The following is a 22,204-nucleotide window of genomic DNA, read 5'->3' as shown; positions in this document are numbered from 1 at the left end:
ACGAACGACGGCGTCGGGCGTCGAGTGATCCCGAAGGCCTCTGACATGTCCCGCGCCATCTTCGGCACGCCTCCGCGCTCAACGCTGCGGATTATCGATGAGGTGAACAGACTGCAGCCGATGTTCTCGGTGTCTGAGAACCTGAAAAGCGTCCTTGGCTCAGTCCGTATGCCCTCATACGTACTGGATCCTGCGCTGCAGTCGGCCGCCTCCGCGGCCCTGCGTGCATCGTCGCTCACAGGATCGCAGGGATTCAAGGGCATTCTCGGATCGATACAGACGCCGTCGTACCTGTCAGACCCGATGCTCAAGTCAGCCGTCTCGAAAGCGCTCGAGGTGTCTTCGCTGTCAACCGGCCTGACCAACATGCTCCGCGGCTCGTCGATGATCAACCCGAAGATCGACGGGCCCGCCGGTCTCGGCTTCCCGGTCTCTCTCTTCGCGCCGATGCAGTCGATCGTCGATACGCAGCTGACATCGCTGAAGGGGTTCACTGGCCTGCAGGCCAGCCTCCTCGGTGATCTGAGCTGGATCAGCGAGCTCACGAAGGGACTCAAACTCGGTCGGCCCCACCTGCCGTCGAACTGGCGCGGCGTGGAAACCGAGCCCGACGAGCTCGAAGACGAAGTGCGCGCGATCCTCGAAGAAGGGATCCCCCTCGCGTGGGTGCCCTCCGCGCGCGTGATAGAGCTGCTACTCGCGGCCCCCGATGCCTCGAGCCGGCGTCGCGTCATCAGCAACAATCACAAGGGCATCGTGACCAGCTGCGAACGGCTGGTTTCCCGCCTGGCGCAGAAGCGCGCCCTGCTCTATGGCGACATGATCCGCAAGGCGATCAATGCACTGCGGGACGGTCACGTCGAGGCTGCGCAGTCCCTAGCCACGAACGTGCTCGACACTCTCGTGACACAGCACTCGAAGGCCGCCTTGCAGGCGCCTCTGGGAGTCGTCACGAACGTCGCCTCATACAAGAAGTTCCGCAAACGTAGCTGGCGTCTCACGCTCGCGGTGCACCCCGTCACCACCATCATGAGCGGGCGCTACACAGTGGATGATCGCCCCGACGGATACCGGCGCAACGCGACCGCGCACGCGATCACGCGGCATCAGTACAACCGCATCAACACCGTGCTCGCGATCATGAACGCCACGTCGCTGCTGACCTGCTTCGTGCGGGACACTCCTGCGTTCGACTAGCGATCGCCTGGCCGCGCACCCTGGCCGTCGTAGGCTGACTGCGACTTCTTCGGGAAAGCCACCGTCTCGCCGGGCTCTAAAGTCATGACCTCGCCCGACTCCAGCGTCACCTCCGTTCCAGCCCTCGAGTGTTCGACGCGTTCGACGACTCCGTCGACTGAGGCCCGACCGATGTCGGCCGCTCCCAGAGACTCGGCCTTCTTCCGATAGGCAGGCACCGGGTCCGGCCCCTCCGGGGCGTCCTGCTGCTGCCAGCGCACTGTTGAGTAGTGCGATGATCTGCTCGCCGATGCCAGCCCTCATGTCTTCGCGGAGGGCTCAGACAGCCAGTACATACGAACTAAGAGGGTATGGACCCTGGTACTGCCTCGTGGCTTCTTCAGGACCCCAGCCCGATGTGCCGATGCGACTTCGTTCATAGCGTCGTACATGAACGAAAGGCAAGTGATGATTCGAGTTCAATCTCTGACGAAGCAGTATGGATCGAAGGTCGCGGTCGATGGAATCAACTTCACCGCCGAACCCGGCAAGGTGACGGGCTTCCTAGGACCAAACGGCGCGGGAAAGTCGACGACGATGAGGATGATTGTGGGGCTGGACCGACCGACCTCGGGCATCGCTGAGGTCAACGGGCGTCCATATGTGGATCTGCCCGCCCCGCTTCGCGAGGTCGGTGTGCTGCTCGACGCGCGTTCGGCGCACAAGCACCGCTCGGCGTACAAGCATCTGCTGGCGATCGCGGTGACCCACCAGATCGGCGCGGCACGTGTGCGGGAGGTCCTTGACCTGACCGGCCTGGATGCGGTGGCAGGTAAGCGAGTTGGGGGGTTCTCGCTCGGGATGAACCAACGGCTCGGTATCGCGGCGGCGCTGCTCGGAGATCCGCACACGATCATCCTCGATGAACCGGTCAACGGTCTCGATCCGGATGGGATCCTGTGGATTCGCGGGCTGCTGCGCCATCTCGCCGCGGAGGGGCGGACGGTGCTGCTGTCGTCGCATCTCATGAGCGAGATGACGCAGACCGCTGATCATCTTCTCGTCATCGGGAGGGGCAGAATCCTGGCAGATGGCCCTTTGAACGACGTGGTCGGCTCGGTGACTACCTCAATGGTTCGGGTTCGTACCCAAGATGTGGAGCAGTTGACGCGCGTGGTCATCGGGAACGATGTGACGGTGACGACGCGGGGGGATGATGTGGTGGAGATCACGAACCTCGGAGCGGAGAGTGTCGCGCGCGCAGCAGCGGCCGCTGGCATCGTCCTGTATGAGGTCTCCACCGTCGAGGGCTCTCTCGAGGACGCGTATCTCGCACTCACCGCGCAAGACACGGAATACCGCGCAACAGTGCGGGAATCACAAGGAGGAGCACAGTGAACGCCGTCGTCGCACACCGCGGCCGGGCGGACTCCCGGACTCTTCGTCCGGCGTTCGTCCACGTACTCCGTTCGGAGTGGATCAAGCTCCTCAGCCTGCCTTCATCCGGTTTGGGGCTCCTCGGAATCTTCGTGATCGGAGTCGGCGGCAGCCTTTTCTTGGGCGTATCCCTGGAGTCGTCCGGTGCACCGTCGGTCTTCTCGGTGGAACGCACGATGGCTGATGTGACCGTCCCGACCGTGGTGATCGGGCAAATCATCGCCGGCGTCATCGGGGTGATGGTGATCGGCTCCGAGTATTCGTCGGGTGGCATCCAACCGACCTTCGTCGCGGTACCAGATCGTCTGCGCGTTCTTAGCGCGAAGTCCATGGTGGCCTTCACCGCGTGTACCGCCACTGCTGTCGTCACCGTTTTCAGCGCATGGGCGATCACCACGCCGATCTATGCGCAGTTCGGACTGGCGGCACCGCTGAGCGCACCGGGAGTCCTCCTGGCACTGTTCAGCTCCGCGATGTACCTGGGTTTCTGTGCGCTTTTCGGAGTCGGGGTGGGAACCCTCGTGCGATCCACGACCGCGGGATCCATCATCGTGTTCTTGACCACCTTGCTTCTTCCCGTGGCGGCTTCTCTGCTTCCCTTCGGGCTGGCATCGCGGATCCTGCGCATCATCCAGTTCGGAAACGCCGGCGATGCCATGACCAGAATCAGCCCCGCAGGCTCACCCTTCCTCGACCTGTGGGCAGGCCACATCAGCGTCGGGGCGGGGTGGATGATCGCCTCGATCTGGGCTGCGGTCGCACTCGCGGCCGGCGCGATCGCGCTACGGTCGAAAGACGTATGAGAATGAATCCGCTGTCACTGTTGGGCGCCGCCGAGACGGCGACGCCCAACAGTGGTGTCGCGGGCAGCGTCGAAGACCGTCCTCTGCGACGGGCGACTTTCCTCGTTCTTGCCCTCTATGTGTGCGTCACGCTGATTCTCGGATACCTGTCTCTCGAGTCCCCGTTGAAGACACCGGTGTGGTCACTGCTACTGGTCTTCGTCGCTGGAATCGCGGTCATATTGTCTATGCAGCGGAAGCCGCGCGCGGCGTTCATCGCTGCGCTCATCCTTCTGCCGGCGTCGTTTGCGAGCGGATCGGGAGCCGAAGCCGTATTGGTCTGCGCCGCTCTGTACACAGTCGGAGTGTTCGCGCAGCCCCGTCAGGCGTGGGGCAATTTCGCTCTCGCCATCGCATCCTGCACGGTCGCAGCGCTGGTGCTGGCATTGCGTGTTCGCCTCGGCCCGCCGCTGTTGGGTCTGGCGCCTCGTGTGGACGGCGACGCATGGGCTGTGGACTGGCTCAGCGCGACTGTGGTCGCCGTGGTGGTGTCGCTGATCTGTACGCTGTCGGGGCTAAATATCGGGCACCGTCGGAACGAGGTGCGCAGGCTTACCGAACGCGCAGAGCAACTCCGCCGTGAACGGGATCAGGAGGCGTATATCGCCGCCGTGCAGGAACGGGAGAGGATAGCGAGGGAGATGCACGACGTGATCGCCCACAGCCTCGCCGTCATGATCGCCGTCGCTGATGGAGCACACGTATCCGCCGAGTCCCGGCCCCAAGAGTCACGCCGAGCAATCGCTCGAGTAGCCGAGACCGGAAGACAGACTCTCACCGAGATGCGCCGACTGCTCACCTCGGTGCGAGACGACGAACCGTCGCTGCACCACCCGTCCGCGCCGCCGGGCGTCGACCGTCTACCCGCCTTGATCGAGGAATCCCGGTCGGCAGGACTGCCGATCCGTGTCGAACAGACAGGGCAACTCGCCGCAGACGCGGTCGCAGGTCTGACCGTCTATCGCATCGTGCAGGAGGCGCTGACCAACATCCTGCGCCATGCACGAGGGGTACAAGACGTTCTCGTGAAGCTCTCCTTCGCCGAGAGGAACATCTCGATTCTGGTGGAGGATCGATCCGAGTCCGTGCTTCCGGTCACCGATCCGGGCACAGGCCTCGTGGGCATCCGCGAACGAGCCGAATTCTACGATGGTCACGTCGAGGCAGGCCCATGCCCAGGAGGCGGCTGGCGGGTCTTCGTGCAACTTCAGATGGAGCCCTGATGATCGCAGATGACACAACACACCCACGCATCCGCGTGCTGATCGCCGACGATCAGGAACTCGTGCGCTACGGACTGCGGCTCGTACTCGAAGCGGAGAACGACATACACGTCGTCGGCGAGGCGTCAGACGGAGCGTCTGCAATCGAGGTCGCCTCACGGCTCTCCCCCGATGTCATCCTCATGGACGTGCGGATGCCCGGCATGAACGGAATCGACGCAACACGTGAGGTCGGCACGCGACTTCCTCATGCTCGAGTACTGGTTCTCACCACATATGACCTCGACGAGTTCGCGTTCGGAGCGCTCCGCGCGGGAGCCGCCGGCTTCCTCCTCAAGAACACCAGACCAACCGAACTCGTATCCGCGATCCGCACCATCGCGAGCGGCGACGCGGTGATCTCCCCTCGGCTCACGGCCAAGCTCATCGAGGTCGCGCTACCCCAACTCGCACCCCGAAGACACCGGCGGCCGCAGCGCGAGCTCTCGGAACTCACCGATCGCGAACGAGACGTCTTCCTCCATGTCGGCCGGGGCTTGACGAACACAGAGGTCGCGAATGCGCTCCATCTGAGCGAATCCACCGTCAAGGCGCACTTCGGCCGGGTCCTGGTGAAGCTCGACCTACCCAACCGTGTCCAAGCAGTCATCCTGGCCTACGAGCTCGGCATCGTGAACACGAGCAACTAGGTCCAGGCCATTCTTGGTTGAGAGATTGGTGAGTGCACCGAGAAGGACGCTTACGTCTCCGCTGCAGGAACGGAATCACTGTACGAGTATTTGATCAACTGGCCCTACCCGTCGCGCAGACGACTGCCGGGGCGATGTCCGATACGAGCATCGGCACGTCTGCCACGCGCCGTCCTTCGCAGCGGCTAACGAAGTCGCGGAATTGCGGGGATCGTCTGCGGCCGCTGCCCGCAAGAGCACCGTTCGCTAACGTGGAGGAGGCACGCATCACGCCCCGGCGATAGGAGGTGGCCACATGAGTCTTCTGGATGACGTTCGAATAGTTGTCGACGCAGTCCCAGCGGGAGAAGTAGTTACTTACGGAGAGGTTGCCGCGCTTGTCGGTATTGGTCCCCAACAAGCGGGCGGGATTGTGGGTCGGCTCGATGAGGACAGCCCCTGGTGGAGAGTGCTCTACAGCGATGGGACTCCCGCGAGTTGCCACCGGGGCACGGCCCCCGTGCTTCTTCGGAATGAGAAGACACCGATGCGTGATGGCCGAGTGGATATCGGGAGAGTCCGTGGGCAACGATCGGCACCTTGACGCGTTCGCTGTCGTTCGTCATGAGTTGATACACGATGCGGCGAACGTCGCACTGCGAGAGCAGGGCATGGATCCGATTTATACGGCGGGTGCTGCTGCGCGGGTCGCCGTCATCGGTCAGGCACCAGGACGCCGGGCACAAGCAAGCGGAGTGCCATGGGATGACGCGAGTGGTGTCACTCTCATGCAGTGGCTGGGTGTCACCGAAGGACAGTTCCGAGACCCGGACAAGTTCGCTCTCTTGCCGATGGACTTCTACTACCCGGGTCCAGGTCGCGGCGGGTCAGGGGATGCGCCGCCCCGGCGAGGCTTCGCTGCCAGGTGGCATCCACCACTGTTCGCTTTGATGCCTAATATCCGTTTGACGCTCTTGATCGGACGCTACGCGCAGCAAGCGTATCTCCCGATCGCAAGGGCCGAGACCCTGACCGACACGGTGCGAAGGTATGAGCAATTTCTTCCTGAGCGGTTCCCACTGGTCCATCCTTCCCCGCTCAACTTTCGCTGGCACGCCCGGAACCCGTGGTTTGCCGCGGAGGTCGTTGAGGATCTTCGCCGACACATCGAGACTGCGCTGCGGTGAGACCGTTCCAAGAGCCTGAATCAGGTTGTCTAAGGCGCAGATGAAATCGAGCACCCAGCAGGCCCTGACACGGCTTGTGCCGGTTCGGAGAGTTATTTCAGGCTCCGACCTGTTCTTGATCACGCACCTTGGTGCGGCCCAACACACGACTTCGGTAATCTTTGCTTGGTAGCTGGGGCTACCTGCGAAGCGTCTGGGGCGCTGCGCCACGCGACGAGGCGGTGTCACGTTTTCTTGTGACGAGCCCTCTCGGAGCCTCGGTTCTGGGGAACTCAACGTTTCGAGAGGGCAACCGCCTCGGACGCAGCTGACTCCGCTGACTCCGCTGACTCCGCTGACTCGACCGTTCATGTTTTCGGCCTGCCTGTCGACCGATCTGTTTCTGCTACCGCGAGTTAGGTCGTGCGGATCGTTCACGTGCGTGCAAGAGATGCACGACGGGCCAGACTAGCCGGTCCGAACCTGTGGCAGTCACCCCGTCGGCGTTTCCAGCACCTCTTCGAGGAACGTTATGCCTCCGGAACTGTTCGCCGATTGCATGAGCGCTTGGACCCACCGCATTTTGAGCTGCGGGGTCTCGAGCTCGTCGAAGGTGAAACGAAGCGGGATGGAGGGGTGCAACCAGATGGTGCTGAGCCCTTCTACGTCTCCTTCGGGATGCAGCCACGACAGGGTGAACGATTCGTTGCGGCGCAGCTTGGTCGCGACCACGACTTTGAGATGTGCGAGGGCGCGCTCCTCGATATAGATCGAGGCCTCCGACCCGCCGTAGTGAAGTGTGCCCATGGCGGACAACATCCATTCTTTGAAGTGGTCTCAGCTATCCGAAGGCGTGCACATGTTCACGGTTGCTCTGTCAGGTTAGTGGGCGGATACCACAGCCGTTGACCGTTCACCTTGGCGAAGGAGGTGAGAGTGTGCGGTTTGGTGGAGGTGGCGCTCATGATGTCTTTCACGGTGAGGTGACGAACGAGCAACGCGTCGGCGATCAGGGATCGGTGGCAGCGCCACGGCACTGCTTCCGCACACATGATCGCCACACTGTTCTCTCTAGCGAGGGCGATCAGGGCGTCTATTCCGCGAGTAAAAGGCTCAGTTTGCATGTAGTCGGCGTAGCTTCGGAAGCTCTTGTTACGCCACGCGCCGTTGACGCTCTCCACTTTCGCCGGCGTGTGTCGCAGTCCGCCGAGTTCCTCCATCCGCGCATACCCCAGGTCGGCTTCGTTCAGGCTTTGTTCGAGGGCCTGCGCTCCGAACTGCGGGTTGTGCCGTGAGCCGGGAACGGTTCGCACGTCGACGAGTTGTTGGACCCCGTTGTTTCGCAGCAGGGTGATGAACTCGTCGATGGGGTGCGTGGAATGACCAATGGTGAACACTGTCGGCTGTTGCATCATGCTCCTGGAACGTTGCGAGATAGGGCTGACTGGCCGGGGGCTCCTCGCACCCAAGGAGCCCCCGGCCAGGCGGTCAGCGGGTCGCTCCCTTGCGTGGCTTGAGGAAGACGTCCGGTTCGCGCTTCTCGCGTTTCGCCGCTCGTTTTTCCTTGATCGACAGTTGAGGAGCCTTCTTCGCTCCACGTGTGCTTGGTGACTTACCGGACATCGGTACTCGCTTCCCCTATGTGGCTGGCGCATGAACCACTGACCGTAGCCGTCTTCCAGGGGAAGTCAACTCGGCTCCTGAGCGGACACAATCGCATTGCTGTGCCCGGATTTGATGTCTCAGATGAAATCGTTGGTCGACGCCTGCGCGATGGAGCATGAGCGGATCTCACGCATGGTGTGTACCGCGGCAGGGTTCACTCCGGGGGGCCGCTGCGCAAGCTCCTCGATCCGCTCGAGGATGAGGTCCGGATAAGTGTCCCTGTCCACCAGAAGCACGGTCACGTCGGCATCGATTCCTCGTGCACGTTGGATGCGCCGATGAATGGACATGGCCCATCTGTGCACGTTCGCGAAGGCCCATGGTTCGTTCTGGGCCGGGGGCTCTACGACAGCAATGACGTGGGACACCGACGCGGGGATGCGTGACGCATTCCGTTTATGGCTCCGGAGCACGGCCGCGAAAGCGGCCTTGCTCTGGGCACTGCTTCCGTCTACTCCAACAACGCGCAGATCTGGCGAGTACTGGGAGGTGGCGGTAGTTTCTGCAATGACGTTCAAGCATCGCAATGGGTCGCCGATTACCTCGATGATGCGCGCGCGCCGTCTCTCTGTCAGCCGCATGTAAGTCCCACCTCGTCGATGAGGACTTCCTTCGTCCCGTCGTTGTTGGCATGGCGGCGGTGCACGTCCGCGTGGACGCGCTGATTGACTGCAGATTCGTGTTCCTGGCGGAGGCCACGGAGCGTGTCTTGCAGAGCTGTGATGCGTGCTGTCGTGGCTCGCTCGATGAGCAGCGCCGGGTTGTGTTCAATGGTCATGGCTTTCCTTAGATCCGGCGTGGAGCGCGACGCAAAGACACACAGCGCGCACGGTAACGAGGGCTACTCGTTTCCCGGCGGAGCCCGTCGAACGCGTAGTAACCACCGCGCGTCCCCGAACGGAAACGGCACCGCGAGAAGGAAAGCAGCAGCCAACTCTGCGAAAGAATCGCGACAGAAGGTGCTGGGTATCATGCCCTCACCATAGCCAGGACCGGGGTTAATGCAACCGGCTCTCCTGTGCGTGATGGCGACTTGCTTTTTCTGTAGGTGCGGCTATGGTGAGGGCCATGACCACCGTCGTTGACCGCACTCACTCGGAGCGTCTTGTGGACGCGTCTGTGCTGGCGAGCGTGGTCGACTTTGCGGGCGCGCGGCACGAGGTTCTTCCGCCCCGTCGAAGCAGCGGCGGCGACCTGCTTTTCCGGTCCGCTCTCCGCGCTGCTTCGCCGTAGACCCTTCAGGGCTATCCGGTCATCCAGCGCGTCGCAGCAGCGGCGCTTTTTTTGTACCCAAAGGAGCAGTCATGACAACCCACACCACCCCCGAGATTGCGGTCACCACCCCCGACACCGCGGCCATCCAGAAGCACCTCGAGCAACGACTCGAGGAACGCCTGACACTACTCCAGGACCTCGAGCCCCGCGCGCTGCCGACCATCGACCCGGTCGCCTACCAGACGGCAGAAGCACACCGTCTCACGATCCAACAGATCAGCGCGGCTCTGAACCGGCTCGACGCGGGCACCTACGGCCAGTGCGCACGATGCGGTGGCCAGATCGCGCCGGCACGTCTCGAAGTCGTCCCTCACGCTTCCGCCTGTATCGATTGTCAGAACCATGCCGAAGCCGCGTAGTTGTAAACCGATCGAGATCCCCTCGGTCCACCCGGACCCCAGAGGAATCCGAGTAGTCGTCATTCATCAACGAACCCTCGGCGCGACCTCACATTCGGAGCAAGAGGATGCGCGATTCCGAAACAACAAGCCGCCCGGCGGGCCGCTGAGCCTCCCTAGGGATGAGGTCCACGCGATCGCAGCCTGAGCGCGTAAGGGTATGCGCGAGCGGCGCAGGACGCGCGCAGACAAGAATAGATGGGAATCACATGTCAATCGCACACCGGTGGAGTGCGACCGCGGTCGTTGGTGTTGTCGCGGTCGTGATGATGCTCTCGGGGTGCACCGGGGTGCCCGCGGACGTGGACGGCACGCTCCGCGATGTACAGGGCGGCGACCTGAGGGTAGGCATCACTCACAACCCGCCGTGGACGGACACCACTGACCCGGACAAGCCATCCGGGCAGGAGGTTCGCCTCGATCCGGAATGTGATCGAGCGCCGATACTTCAAGTAGTGGCGATCCCGCCACTCGCTACCACAGCACGCCGTGATCTACCGTTCCGCCGTCGTGTTGAACGACGTCATGCCTGAACCAAGGCATCGTCAGACACGCCCTAGTTCGCCGGAGGGTCGGGCCGCAGCGTAACGCTGGTCGAACGCGAGGAGGGGATCAGCGTTTGCGTTTGCGTTCGCGATTCACGCGGAACTTGGTTCGTGGTGTTGACAAGTAAGGCTCCTACTAGAAAACTGGGTCCGGCCAAGCGGCTACCCGTAGTGCAACTCGATGAGGAGTTTCAGTGAGTGCTGAAAGAATAAGATTGTCGCCCGAGGCGCGAGTCGCGAGACCCGCCCTGATGCTCCGTTCGCGGTCAGCTGTTGCACTCGCAACAGCAAGTCTGCTCGTCGGGGCCTTCCTGTCAGCCACCACCGGCGCCGATTCCGCAGCAGCCGCAACTACGACCTATTACGTTTCCGAGTCGGGCAACGATGCAGCGTCCGGTACTTCAAGCACGACACCGTGGCGCTCGCTTACGAAGGTTAACGCCGCCGTTCTCAATCCCGGCGACGCCGTCCTCTTCGAGTCAGGCGACTCCTGGACTGGACAGCTGGCACCGACGTCGTCAGGATCCCAAGCAGCGCCCATCGTCTTCGGGGCGTACGGTACCGGCAACCCTCCCGCAATCAACGGCGCTGGCGCGCAACCTGGCACCATCGTGATAACCCGCAACTCGAACCTGAGCTTTCGAAATCTCGATATCTCCAACCGCTCGGCTACTGCCGCTCTTCGTAGCGGGATTGTCATCGATAACGCGCTCACCACGCCACTCACGGGCATCTCGCTTACAGACCTCACCATTCATGACATCAGCGGCGTTCCATACAACGGTGGCAACAATGGCTGGGTGGAGCCCGGTGACGGTGGCATCATCGTGACTGGTCGCGCGGACAGTGCAACGTCGCGGGTCGACAACCTCCTGATTCAGGATGTGGACATCAAGACCGTCGACGACGCGGGGATCCGGATCAACACGCGAAACAACGACGCGCGCGCTATCAACGTGCGCGTGAACCGTGTCACTGTCGACAACGCAGGCGGCAACGGCATCATGATGGCGAACACGACTGACGGCGTCGTCGAGCACAGCAAAGTTACCAACAGCGGAACCCGCTCGACCGCCGACGCGGGCATTTGGGGTGCTTTGAGCGTCCGTCCCGTGTTCCAGTACAACGAAGTCTCGGGGCAGTCCACCCTCGGGGGTGATGGATTCGCCTACGACTTCGACTGGGGCATCACTGACGGCGTGTTCCAGTACAACTACTCGCATGACAACCCGGTCGGTTTCATGCAGTTCTTTCTACAGTCGAATGGCATTGTCCGGTACAACGTTAGCCAAAACGATGGCGGTGCGGCCTTTGCGTTCTACAACGCTGTCGACAATATGAAGATCTATAACAACACGGTCTTCATCTCTCCCGGCTCTTCGACGAAACCTGTTGAAAAGGTCCAAGCGGGCGCCCCCACGAACACTACTTTCACGAACAACTTGTTCGTGAACTGGGGAACAGGCTCCTTCGACCCGATCGCCTCGTACAGCAACAATCTGATCTTCGGCAATCACACTGGCGCCGACCCGTCTGACTCCAACCTCATCACCGCCGATCCGCTACTCGTTGCGCCCGGCACCGCGACCACGATTAACGCACCTGAATACAAACTGCGCCCGTCCTCCCCCGCGCTCGGAACCGGAGTTTTGGTTCCGGGAGCGCCGGCCACGGACTACTTCGGCAACACCATCAGCACGACGGAACCGCCGAATATTGGCGCGTACGCTGGTGCGGGTGTCTCCGCCCCGCAGCACGCAATGACCGGCCTCGCAGTTGACGACTCAGTCACCGGTACGGCCAACCGTCAGTGGAACTATCAGGGGAACTGGGGACACTGCAACCCGTGCGCTGGTGACTCCTCAGTCAAGTCGCAGTTCAATCAGAGCAACAGCTACTCCCAGACTACGGGTTCAACCGCATCGATGACCTTTGTCGGCACACGAATCACGCTTCGTGCGGTCATCGCGCCGGATGCGGGAATCGCTGCCGTTTCCATCGACGGAGGCCCCGCGCAGAACATCGACCTCTACGGCTACTCCCGGCTGGGCGACAGACCAGTCTTTACCTCGAATGAACTCGCGCCCGGCTCCCACACGGTAACCGTCCAGGTCACAGGGACCCATGGCGCCGCATCCACCGGCAACTGGGTACTGCTCGACCGTGCTGAGGTCACGCGGGTACCCGTCACCGTAGACGACACGTTCACTGCAAGCGGAGCTAACAGCCTCACCTATTCGAGCGGATGGAGCAGCTGCAAACCATGCAGCGGCGCCCAGGGCAATCCTCCCCAGTACCTCAACTCAAACCACTGGTCTGCGACCGTCGGCGCGACCGCAACGCTAACATTCTCGGGCACACAGGCCGCGTTCTTCGCGGTCAAGGACGCGAATGAAGGGCGAGTCGGCGTTTCAGTCGACGGCGGACCTGAAGTCATCATCGATCTCTACTCTGCTTCTCGTATCGGTGCGGTGTCCGTCTTCACGACGCCGATCCTGGCGTCAGGAACACACACCCTGAAGGTTAGGGCACTGGGCACCAAGAACGGCTCGGCCTCTGGGACGTATGTGGTTATCGATCGCTTCGATATCTATTCCTAACCCGTTAGCGCAATCGCGAGTTCCGCTACCCCGCACCCGGACTGTCGTGGTGCGGGGTAGCGTGCGATCGATGACAGCAGGTCAGGGAACGATAAAAGGTTGAGCCGAGTTTGAACGTCGCTGTCGCAAGACTTCTCCACCTCCCCAGATCGCATCACGAGCCAGCTTGCGTCCGAGTTCAATACCGCCTTCGAGCTCGGCATGCTCCTGGTATGCACCCGGTCTCACGGTGGCGCTCAGCGGCGAGATCTCTGTAAATCTGTCTTGCACCCGCTGCGCGAGCTCGGCTCCTCCCGCCATCGCAGTCGACCCCTGAAGAACAAAGACACCGGGATCGACGACCGATGCCATGGACGCGCACGCGATCGCGATCCTGCGCGCGACTTCATTGAAGTAGACCTGAAAGAGATGGTCAGCTGGCCCAGCTCCTTGCCGCAGCAATGTGGGCACGCTCTGGCTCGGTAGCCCAACTTTCTTTGCAAGCGCACGGAGCCCCTGCCCGCCGATTAATGCTTGGAGATCCCCCTGGAACCCGCCGGTACGAGGCCGAACCTGGGGCATCGGCGCCTCCGGGACCGGCGTATACCCGATCTGACCGGCGGCGCCAGACGCCCCCCTGAGCGGTGTCCCATTTACCATCAGACATGAGCCGACGCCGGTGCCGATCCAAAGGAGGGCGAAGATCGACCGCTGTTGCAGATCTGCTCGTGTACCTTCGGCGACCGCCGCCAGGTCTACGCCGTTTACTAGCTGGACAGGCGAGCTGACAACCGCTTGCAACGAGGACAACAGGCTCCCACTCAGATTACGCAAATCCCACGAGAAGCCGAGATCGCCCGTGGCGAGATTTACGACGCCCGGTACGCCGACAATTGTTTGGACCACCCGTTCCCATCCAAGCCCCACGCTCAAGAGCAAGGCCTCGACGGCGGCGTGTATCTGCCGCGCGAGCGGGCGATCGTCGATCCGGCGATCTGCTGACGCGACTGAGGGTCCGCCCGTGATGTCCGCGATTAGTACACCGATGAAACGGTCGCGAACGTTCACTGCCGCAATGAAGTGCTCTCCAGACGCCAGGCCAAACACGGCAGTCTTCGGACCGCGTCGTGACTGAACCTCCTGCTTAAGCTTCGTCAACATGCCCGCCTCGGTGAGGCGTCGAACGAGGTCAATTGCTGTCGGCTGGGTAACACCCATCATGTCCCGCAATTGTGTGCGACTCAGGCTGCCATGTTGGGCGAAAAGCTCGAGCGCAATCCGATCATTCAGCAGACGGGCACTCCCGGGCATTCCGTGAAAACTCTTCCCCGACGTTCCTGGCTGACGGTCCATCGAGCTCTCTACGTTCGCCTCTCGAGTCCTGCGTGTTCTCGGTTCAGGGTAACGCACGTTCGCTGAAGGATCGAGCGTGCTGTCAGCTGCTGCGATGTCATCGCTCGGTCCCGGAGTGGTGTCGTTCAAGGAACCGCCGAGGACGCGCACCCGAACATGGCGGCCTTCGCGCAGTTCGCCGAGATCTTGTGTTGGCGTAGCGTGCGATGGTCTGATTCGTCGGTTGTAACGATGGCTGCTCCGATCCTGGCGATCCCGGCGGCCTGTTTGGTGAAGTCATATCTGATGTGTCACCGGATCTGATGCGCAGCTTGGGCGCTGATGATCAACGCGCTGTTCGCGGGGACGGACGCCGAAGCCCTCAACCTTGACCGAATCGCTGGGCAATCATACGAACTGCAGCACCCTGAAGGACGGCCTGTTTCAATGAGCTGCATTGAACGACGGGATTGGGTTGGCAATCAGCCAGAGTCAACAGCGTCGAGGCGATTGCATCGCTTAGGTCGCGCCGAAGCATGCTGGCGGGTCCGCTAAGAACAATTTTCGGCGATCCGAGCGTCGACGAGAGGACTGCCAGTGGAACTCCCAGATGCGCACCGGCCTCGCGCAGAACTCGGCCATGATCGCTGACAGGCCGCGCGAGCAGTCGCCTCGAGACGGTAGGGGCGGATGACCAATGGTGGACGCAACCCGAGCGCGCGCAATCGCATGTTGCATCACTGCTTCTCCCGGTCACAATATGCGGGAGTTCACGTGCGGGCCCGAGCGCGAAACAGCTTACTGGGTCTCCGATGTGAACGCGGACCGCGGTTCGGACTCGCGCTCCCAGCCGAACGAGGAGAAACGGTGCTGCAGCGGCGCCGAACACCATCTCGGCGTCCGCTGCAAGATCGGCGTCGTCTCCGACGAATACGTCTATACCGAGCCTCTCTGCAAGCCGCTCACCGAGGCCACCGTAACGGGAGTGCCCACCGGGCGCGCCGATTCCCACACCGAGGGCGCGACCATCGACTTGGCGCAGTAGCATCGCTGCAACCTCGACTATCACGGCCTCAAGATCGTCATCCCTCCCGTTTGGATGATCCTTGAACACGGCACTTCGGAGCCGCCCATCCGGGAGCGCGAGAGCCCCAGATAGGCGCGTAGTGTCGCTGAGATCGAAGGCGATGACCTGTGTCACGTTCAAGTCGAAATCGAGGAGAGTGCCAGGCTTGCCCGGACCAATAGGCTGCGTTCGCGCACCTTCCCTGACGGCACCCTCGGTGATCAGTTCCTTGACAAGCTCTGACACGGTGGGCCGAGAAAAACCTGTCTGCCTCGCAAGGTCCGCGCGGCTGAGGGGTGCGTCGGTCATCATGGCTCGTAGAATGGCCTCACGGCTGGCTGCGCGGCTCACCTGCTGTTCTCCGTGACGGCTACGAGATCAATACCGTCACTCATGAAACGTCTCTTGCTGACCGTTGACGGACATCGTTCGAACAGGTCGGCACAGACTCAGATGTCCGTGTGCGGCATTGTTTCTGAGATCTCTCTGCTCCTTCGCATACGGGCTGTGATCCTACCCACTGGTCGAGAACTCTAGGGTGACGCCGAGTCGACGCGGCCTCAGTTGATACTCCGGACGCACATCGGGCCCGCATGACCGCGAACCGAGGCCATGCATCGCCAGATCGAGGATGAGATGGGCGCTGCGTGGCGGAGGCAGCTCATATGGATGTTTAGCAGCGGTGATCTCCATGGGGCTCCACGAGCGGAGACTGAAGCCGAGTTCTCCTGCGACACGTCGAATCCGCACGCGCTCAGACATCTCAGGGGCCGACAACACGATCTCTCCGATATCAGAGCGGTGACCCGCTTCCTGGGGATGTACCTGAGGAGGCGTTAGTTCCGCGATCGGCAGGCGATGCCTGCCTACGTATGTCGACTCCCGCATGTCCGGATAGCTCTCGTGAGGGCCAAGGCCAAACCATTCCGCATCCCAACGGTGCTTCGGCAGTTGGAGATGAACGCCGATCCGCGGCCAAAATACGTTCCAAGCACCAATCGGTCGGACCTCAAGCTGTAGCGTAGCGACGCCCTCGCGCACAGTCGTCCATCGACGAACACATTCGATCGCGGTGTTTGTGCCCGCGGCCGCCCAGAGTGTTCGGGTGGTGGCGGCTACGCCATCGTCCGTGGCGGCGACCGTGGACGGCACAAGACGATTGAGGCCTGCCTCCAACCATCTGTCAGCCGATGAGGGCCCCCTTTGTCCGGCGCCAGCGCCGAGCGTTTCCTGAGGAGCATGATCGAGATAGTCAATGGCACCATGGCCACGGTCGTTATCGGTAGGAGCACGCCAGACGGTTAGGCCAGCGTCGGAAACGTTCAATGCACCGATCCGGAGTATCGAACCTGTCCTGCGATCAATTTGCACGGTTCCGAAGACTGCTGTCTCGAGCCCGCCCGGGTGTCTCTGCAGACATGATTGCTCGTTCAATGCGAGCTGGGGTTTGGTCCCTTCTCGATCAGCCCGAGGCTGCGCGGGATAGTCCAATCTCTCTTGTGTGCGATGTATCACCGCGCCACGAAGCCATTTCGGAGCTTCCCCGCTGTGACGAACCTCCCAAGTCATCCATGCTTCCTGCGCGTGCAATGTCGCTGCCCGCGATAGAGCAGTGACGAGGTCAGGCTTAACCGGGACGGGGGTCACGGTGTCCGGGGCGACCTGCAACGAACGGACGGAACCAGAATCGATAACGTGGCCGTCGGCCTCGATCCGCCAAAGCACGTCCACGACTGCTGCTCCGTGCTGAAGTGTCGACCCCACGCGAGCGCGCCCCTCGCCCGATTCAACTCGGATGGGAGCGACGCACTGGGCCCATTCGAGGAGTCCTGATGAGGGTACTCCCTCGGCGGAGATCAGGCCATCCGCGATGAATGTCCCGTCGTGCAGCTCCTCGCCGAAATCACCGCCGTACGCTAAATAACTCTCACCGTCTGCGGTGTGAGCGCTCAGCGCGTGGTCGCGCCACTCCCAAACGAAGCCGCCCGCGATCCGGGGCTCGGCGGAGATCAGCCGGTGATAGTCGGCAATGCCGCCCGGCCCCGTGCCCATGGCGTGCAGATATTCTACGAGGATGTAGGGCAGGCGACGCGCTCGGGCGGCTTCTTCCGCATCCACGCAGGCGGATGGGTGATGAGCCGCGGCGATCGGTCCTGAGTCGGACAGAAAAGCTTGAACCTCCTCGAGCGCCGGGTACATACGGGAGTACAGCTGCGTGTATGCGGCACGGTGGTCGCCCTCATAGTGGACGAGTCGACTGGGGTCGCGCTCTGCGGCCCATTCGGCGATCATCGCGAGGTTACGTCCTTCCCCGCTCTCGTTTCCGAGCGACCAGGAGAATACGCATGGGTGATTCTTGTCGCGTTCTACGGTGCGCACAATGCGGTCCATAAAGTGGGCTGACCACGCCGGATCATCCGAGGGGTTGCCCTGCCAGTCGACCAACTCGAAGCCGTGCGTCTCGAGATCGCATTCGAGCATCACCCACAGCCCGTACTCGTCGGCCAGATCCAGCAGCCGCGGGTGCGGGGGGTAGTGGGCCGTGCGGATGGCATTGACGTTGTGCCGCTTCATCAGCTCGAGGTCGGCACGCGCGTCCGCCTCATCGAACACCCGGCCGCGCTCGGCGTGGATCTCATGGCGATTGACCCCGCGCAGCTTCAGCGGGCGACCGTTCGCCAGCAGCACCCCGTCTCGGACCTGCACCGAGCGGAAACCGGTCGACAGGCGCACTTCCTCACCCGACGAGGAGATGATCACCTCATACCGCGCTGGATCTTCGTCGGACCACGGCCGCACCGCCGGAACACGGATCTCGCGGACCTCTGCGGCATCGCCGTACTCGACGTCGATCTCCAATGACGGAACCCGCAGGCGGATCGGCCAGCTCTCGACCGCCGCACGGAACTCCGGGCGAATCCACCCCTCCTTCAGGCCGGCGTCGTAGGAGGCATCGATCCAGACATCGTCGAGACAGCCGCGTGGACGATGGCGAAGGGTGACGTCCCGGAAGATGCCCGGCAGCCACCACTGATCCTGATCTTCGAGGTAGGTGCCGACCGACCACTGCCGGACGACGATGCGCACCTCGTTCTCCCCCGCCGTCATCAGATCCGTGACGTCAAGTTCATGCACCAGTCGCGACCCGAGGCGGGATCCCGCCGCGACGCCGTTGATGAAGAACTCGGCGGAGGACTCGACGCCGTCCGTGCGCAGAAGCATCCGTCCTGAGCCGGTCCACTCCGCGGGGACTTCCACGACTCGTACGTACTCGGCGGTCGGATTGTCATCGGGCACGTGAGGCGGCGCGACGGGGATCGGATAGACGAGGTTCGTGTAGATCGGATTGCCCCGGCCCGCATTCGCCGGCAGCACCCAATGCGACGGAACCCGTATGGTGCCGACTGTCTCCGGTCTCCCGATCAGTCGAAAACCCCACTCCCCGTCGAGGGTGAGCTCCGGTGCATCGGTCGATACCCGCGCCGACGGTGTCACCACGCGTGTCGGATCGGGCGCGGGAATGGTGAACTCAGCCAACCGCCGACTCACTCCCCCCGCTTTCGAGCACGATCACGACCACCGAAGCGTCGGTCGCAGGAACACGCACGACGGCGCCACGACCGGTGTCGTCGACCGGGAGAGCACCGTCGCCCAGCCGCCGGGCGCCGATGAAGCCCTCAGGCAGAGTGATGGTCTGCTCCGGCGTCGACGCGCCCTGCCGGGCGATCCCGAACGCATAGGTGAGGCCACCGCTGCTCGTGGTCGCCCAGGCGAGGTCTGTTGACTCGATCGCCAGCGTCGACGGTCGAGTGCCGTACACTGCGTCACCGTTGACCTCGAGCCACTCGCCGAGCTGGGCGAGGCGTTCGGCGACGGAGCGTGACAGGCGACCGGTCGCATCCGGGCCGACACCGATGAGGTAGTTGCCACCACGAGTGACAACCTGAGCGAGCTCCCGCAGGATGTCGGCGAACGGTCGGGCCTCCTCATCGAGCACTACGGAGCACCAGTGATCCGTCATCGGGATGCACGACTCCCAGGGGGTGTCCATTTTGCGCGGCGGGATTACCTCCTCCGGCGTGCGGTACATCTCGTGTGGACCGTGCACGGTGCGATCGACGATGAGAAGATCCGGCTGCGCCGCGAGGGAAGCTTCTGCGATCGCTGCCATCCCGATCGGTTCGACGGGTTCGCGCACCCATCCGGCGTCCAGCCAGAGCGCGTTGACACGTCCGTACCTCGTCATCAGCTCGTCGATCTGCGCCTGCGTGAAGTCGACGAACGACTGCCACTGGCCCGGGCGTTCACTGCGGTCGTAGTTGTGGAAGCGATCTGTGATCGGGAGCGCGCGGTCCCAGTACCCGGGATGGTTCCAGTCCGCCTTCGAGAAGTAGACCCCCACCTCCATCTCTTTGGCACGGAACGCATCGAACGTCTCGCGCAGAACGTCGCGTCCGAGTCCACTCTCCTCCGACGTCGCCTTGAAGTTCGAGAAGCGGGTGTCGTACATCGCGAACCCGTCGTGGTGCTTCGCGGTGAAGATCATGTACCGCGCCCCGCTGCCTGCACAGGCAGCCGCCCATTCCACCGCGTGGTAGTCCTGCCCGCGGAACGAACGTGCCTGATCGCGATACCAGTCGTGGTACTCCGCGTCCGAACCCACCCAGTCCGCGGGCGGGTCGGTGAAGTCGCCGAGGTGGTCCCGGTGCAATGACCAGGATCCGGCCTGCCCCACGTGTGAGTAAATGCCCCAATGCATGAGCACACCCACCTTCAGGTCCTGCCAGTGCTCGAGGGCAGCGCGCGTGCGTTCGTTCGCGGGCCAGACGTAGTCGACCACTTCGATGCCCAGGTCGATCTCGACGCCCTCGATGCGGGGCGCCTCCGGAGTAGCGTTCTCAGCCATCAGAACTTCAGTCCTCCCTCTTCAATTCCGCGAAAGAAATGTTTCTGCGCGAAGAAGAACACCAACGCGATCGGGACGAGTGCGGTGATCGCTCCGGCGAGCACGACCCGATAGTCCGTTCCGAAGGATGACTGCAGCTGCGCGATCGCGAGCATCATGGTCGTGTTCTCGGCGGACTGGGTGATGAGCAGCGGCCAGAGGTAGTCCTGCCATGCCGCGATGAACGCTGTCAGCGCGACGATCGTCAAAGAGCCCTTCACCTGCGGCAGGAAGACGCGCCAGAATCGCTGCCATTCGCCGGCGCCGTCGAGGAAGGCGGCGTCCTCGACCTCGTCGGGAATCCCGAGGAACGCAGCGCGCATCAGCAGCAGATGGAACGCCCCGAGCATCATCGGCAGCCAGATTCCGGGCAGGGTGTCGTAGAGGCCGAGCCCACGCACCTGGGCGTACAGCGATAGCATGATCGACTCGAATGGGAAGATCATCGTCGCCAGCACCACCACGAGGGCGATCCCGCGGCCGGCCCATCCGCGTCGAGACAGCATGTATCCGCCAACCGTGGCCAACAGGAGGGAGGACACGACGGTCAGCAGACAGACGATGAGCGAGTTGCCGATGGAGCGGAGGATCTGAGTGCGCGTGAACAGGTCGACGAATGCCGCGAACGACCACTCCTGAGGGAACAGCGTCGCTCCTTGCCCGAAGACCGGCTCCCCCGGTGCCTTGAAGGCGGCGAGCAGAGGCAGGAACAGCGGACCGAGCAGCAGGAGTCCGACGACGACGAGCATGATGTACCGGCGCACGAGCGCGTTTCCGGTGACGGTCCCGAACGACGTCGAACGGCGGCGACGAGGTGGACGGATCGCGGTGGACATCACTGCTCCTCCGCCTTTCGATTGAGACGCTGGCTCATCAGGAGCAGGCCCAGCGTGAGGAGGAAGAGGAAGACGGAACCGGCCGCACCCTGGCCGAGCGAACCGTAGGTGGGGTCGAGGCCCACTGCGCGGATGTACATCGTGAGCGTCTCGGACTGCCCGCCGATGCCGCCGGACCCGTTGGAGAGCAGATACACCTCGGTGAAGATCTTGATCGAACCGATCATCGACAGGATCCCCACGAGCGAGAGCATGACGCGCACGCCGGGAACCGTCACGGTGAAGAAGCGACGCACTGGCCCCGCGCCGTCCATCGCGGCCGCCTCGTACAGCGACCGGTCGACGTTCGACAGGGCGGCCAGGTACAGGATCATGTAGTACGGCAGCCCCTGCCAGATGGTGACGGCCATCGCGGAGAAGAGTAGGAACCAGCGCCCCGTGAGGAACGGCAGCGGATCGTCGATGAGGTTCAGGTCGATCATGAGGTTGTTGATCGCGCCGTCATCCTTGAGTAACGCCGTCCATGCCAGTGAGACGACGACGAGCGAACTGATCGCCGGAATGTAGAACAGCGCGCGGAAGACGCCGATGCCGGGGACCTTGTCCTTCAGCAGCAGGGCGAGTAGCAAGGGCAGGATCACCATCAATGGAACGACGCAGATCGCATACACGAGGGAGTTGCCGACCGCATTCCAGAATCCGGGATCGTTCACCAGGAAGACGTAGTTCTCTAGGCCGACGAAGGCGCCCCGACCCGACAGCGGGCTCGCGTCGGTGAACGACAGGAACAGGATGTTCGCGAACGGGTAGAGGTAGAAAGCCGTGATGACTCCGATCGGGGCGATCAACCACAGCCACGGCACCCAGGCCGGGCGGAACCGGGCAGCGCCGTTCAGGTCGCGACCGTTGCGGGCGGATGCCGCGCCCTGACGCGGCCGAGGGGTGCGCTCGCGCGCCGGAGCCGGTTGTTCGGCTTCGTGGAGGAGAGACATGCGGGCCTACTTTTCTCGTGCGCATCACGGGGTGGGCGACCGAGACGGCGCCCACCCCG

At 62.8% G+C, this 22,204-nt stretch carries 19 protein-coding genes and 1 pseudogene; 10 read left to right on the top strand and 10 right to left on the bottom strand.

Going from position 1 to position 22,204, the window contains the following annotated elements:
• The first annotated feature begins 24 nt into the window (after positions 1 to 24).
• From ASE34_RS13440 to ASE34_RS13410, 7 genes are all read left to right on the top strand, one after another.
• A complete protein-coding gene (locus ASE34_RS13440; RefSeq protein ID WP_235567511.1) occupies positions 25 to 1,197 on the top strand; it encodes a hypothetical protein in 1,173 nt (390 codons plus the stop codon).
• Between the two features lie 447 nt (positions 1,198 to 1,644).
• Positions 1,645 to 2,574, top strand: a complete 930-nt coding sequence (locus ASE34_RS13430) for an ATP-binding cassette domain-containing protein (RefSeq protein ID WP_056279474.1) — start codon at positions 1,645 to 1,647, stop codon at positions 2,572 to 2,574.
• A 215-nt stretch (positions 2,575 to 2,789) separates the two neighbouring features.
• Positions 2,790 to 3,416, top strand: coding sequence for an ABC transporter permease (locus ASE34_RS17920; RefSeq protein WP_162253863.1), 627 nt, complete (start codon positions 2,790 to 2,792; stop codon positions 3,414 to 3,416).
• A gap of 20 nt (positions 3,417 to 3,436) precedes the next feature.
• Complete coding sequence (locus ASE34_RS13420; RefSeq protein ID WP_162253862.1) at positions 3,437 to 4,678, top strand: sensor histidine kinase; 1,242 nt, start codon at positions 3,437 to 3,439, stop codon at positions 4,676 to 4,678.
• Complete coding sequence (locus ASE34_RS13415) at positions 4,678 to 5,367, top strand: response regulator (protein ID WP_056279468.1); 690 nt, start codon at positions 4,678 to 4,680, stop codon at positions 5,365 to 5,367. Before ASE34_RS13420 ends, ASE34_RS13415 begins: the two co-directional genes overlap by 1 nt.
• Before the next feature lie 295 nt (positions 5,368 to 5,662).
• Positions 5,663 to 5,950 carry an MGMT family protein gene (locus tag ASE34_RS17650; protein ID WP_082586657.1) on the top strand — a complete coding sequence of 96 codons (288 nt, stop codon included), beginning with the start codon at positions 5,663 to 5,665 and terminating at the stop codon, positions 5,948 to 5,950.
• Positions 5,880 to 6,533 carry a uracil-DNA glycosylase family protein gene (locus tag ASE34_RS13410; protein ID WP_321163940.1) on the top strand — a complete coding sequence of 218 codons (654 nt, stop codon included), beginning with the start codon at positions 5,880 to 5,882 and terminating at the stop codon, positions 6,531 to 6,533. The genes ASE34_RS17650 and ASE34_RS13410 overlap by 71 nt, the downstream gene beginning before the upstream one ends.
• 471 nt (positions 6,534 to 7,004) lie before the next feature.
• On the opposite strand, the gene ASE34_RS13405 is transcribed toward ASE34_RS13410, so the two are convergent.
• From ASE34_RS13405 to ASE34_RS13390, 4 genes are all read right to left on the bottom strand, one after another.
• On the bottom strand, positions 7,005 to 7,319 hold the full coding sequence (locus tag ASE34_RS13405) for a hypothetical protein (RefSeq protein ID WP_056280235.1): 315 nt from the start codon (positions 7,317 to 7,319) through the stop codon (positions 7,005 to 7,007).
• Positions 7,320 to 7,375: 56 nt separating this feature from the next.
• Entirely contained in the window at positions 7,376 to 7,924 is a 549-nt protein-coding gene (locus ASE34_RS13400) for a DUF488 family protein (protein ID WP_056280232.1), read from the bottom strand.
• A 330-nt stretch (positions 7,925 to 8,254) separates the two neighbouring features.
• Entirely contained in the window at positions 8,255 to 8,467 is a 213-nt protein-coding gene (locus tag ASE34_RS17835; protein ID WP_157538265.1) for a hypothetical protein, read from the bottom strand.
• Between the two features lie 281 nt (positions 8,468 to 8,748).
• On the bottom strand, positions 8,749 to 8,955 hold the full coding sequence (locus ASE34_RS13390) for a hypothetical protein (RefSeq protein ID WP_056279464.1): 207 nt from the start codon (positions 8,953 to 8,955) through the stop codon (positions 8,749 to 8,751).
• A gap of 526 nt (positions 8,956 to 9,481) precedes the next feature.
• Between ASE34_RS13390 and ASE34_RS13385 the strand changes: the two genes are divergently transcribed.
• Both ASE34_RS13385 and ASE34_RS13380 read left to right on the top strand, forming a co-directional pair.
• A complete protein-coding gene (locus ASE34_RS13385; protein WP_056279462.1) occupies positions 9,482 to 9,811 on the top strand; it encodes a TraR/DksA family transcriptional regulator in 330 nt (109 codons plus the stop codon).
• Positions 9,812 to 10,589: 778 nt separating this feature from the next.
• Positions 10,590 to 12,995 (top strand): right-handed parallel beta-helix repeat-containing protein, encoded by a 2,406-nt coding sequence (locus ASE34_RS13380; RefSeq protein WP_162253861.1) that lies wholly within the window; start codon positions 10,590 to 10,592, stop codon positions 12,993 to 12,995.
• Between the two features lie 81 nt (positions 12,996 to 13,076).
• Here ASE34_RS13380 and ASE34_RS13375 read toward each other — a convergent pair whose 3' ends face one another.
• On the bottom strand, positions 13,077 to 14,456 hold the full coding sequence (locus tag ASE34_RS13375) for an ROK family transcriptional regulator (protein WP_157538261.1): 1,380 nt from the start codon (positions 14,454 to 14,456) through the stop codon (positions 13,077 to 13,079).
• Between the two features lie 610 nt (positions 14,457 to 15,066).
• On the opposite strand from ASE34_RS13375, the gene ASE34_RS18170 reads away from it, so the two are divergent.
• Positions 15,067 to 15,351, top strand: coding sequence for a hypothetical protein (locus tag ASE34_RS18170; RefSeq protein WP_056279456.1), 285 nt, complete (start codon positions 15,067 to 15,069; stop codon positions 15,349 to 15,351).
• Positions 15,352 to 15,585: 234 nt separating this feature from the next.
• Here ASE34_RS18170 and ASE34_RS18360 read toward each other — a convergent pair.
• The 5 genes and pseudogenes from ASE34_RS18360 to ASE34_RS13350 form a co-directional block, all read right to left on the bottom strand.
• A pseudogene (locus tag ASE34_RS18360) lies at positions 15,586 to 15,723 on the bottom strand (winged helix-turn-helix domain-containing protein); the annotation flags it as partial.
• A gap of 162 nt (positions 15,724 to 15,885) precedes the next feature.
• Complete coding sequence (locus ASE34_RS13365; protein ID WP_162253859.1) at positions 15,886 to 18,909, bottom strand: glycoside hydrolase family 2 TIM barrel-domain containing protein; 3,024 nt, start codon at positions 18,907 to 18,909, stop codon at positions 15,886 to 15,888.
• On the bottom strand, positions 18,902 to 20,278 hold the full coding sequence (locus tag ASE34_RS13360; RefSeq protein ID WP_056279452.1) for an alpha-L-fucosidase: 1,377 nt from the start codon (positions 20,276 to 20,278) through the stop codon (positions 18,902 to 18,904). The genes ASE34_RS13365 and ASE34_RS13360 overlap by 8 nt, the downstream gene beginning before the upstream one ends.
• Positions 20,278 to 21,153 (bottom strand): carbohydrate ABC transporter permease, encoded by an 876-nt coding sequence (locus ASE34_RS13355; RefSeq protein WP_056279450.1) that lies wholly within the window; start codon positions 21,151 to 21,153, stop codon positions 20,278 to 20,280. Before ASE34_RS13355 ends, ASE34_RS13360 begins: the two co-directional genes overlap by 1 nt.
• The gene (locus ASE34_RS13350; RefSeq protein ID WP_056279449.1) at positions 21,153 to 22,145 is read right to left on the bottom strand and encodes a carbohydrate ABC transporter permease; all 993 of its coding nucleotides are present in this window, start codon (positions 22,143 to 22,145) and stop codon (positions 21,153 to 21,155) included. Before ASE34_RS13350 ends, ASE34_RS13355 begins: the two co-directional genes overlap by 1 nt.
• Positions 22,146 to 22,204 lie beyond the last annotated feature (59 nt).

This window comes from Microbacterium sp. Root280D1 (genome assembly GCF_001428975.1).
GTDB lineage: Bacteria > Actinomycetota > Actinomycetes > Actinomycetales > Microbacteriaceae > Microbacterium.
The sequence above is the reverse complement of the archived record's forward strand: the minus strand, read 5'-3'. Positions and strand labels throughout refer to the sequence as shown.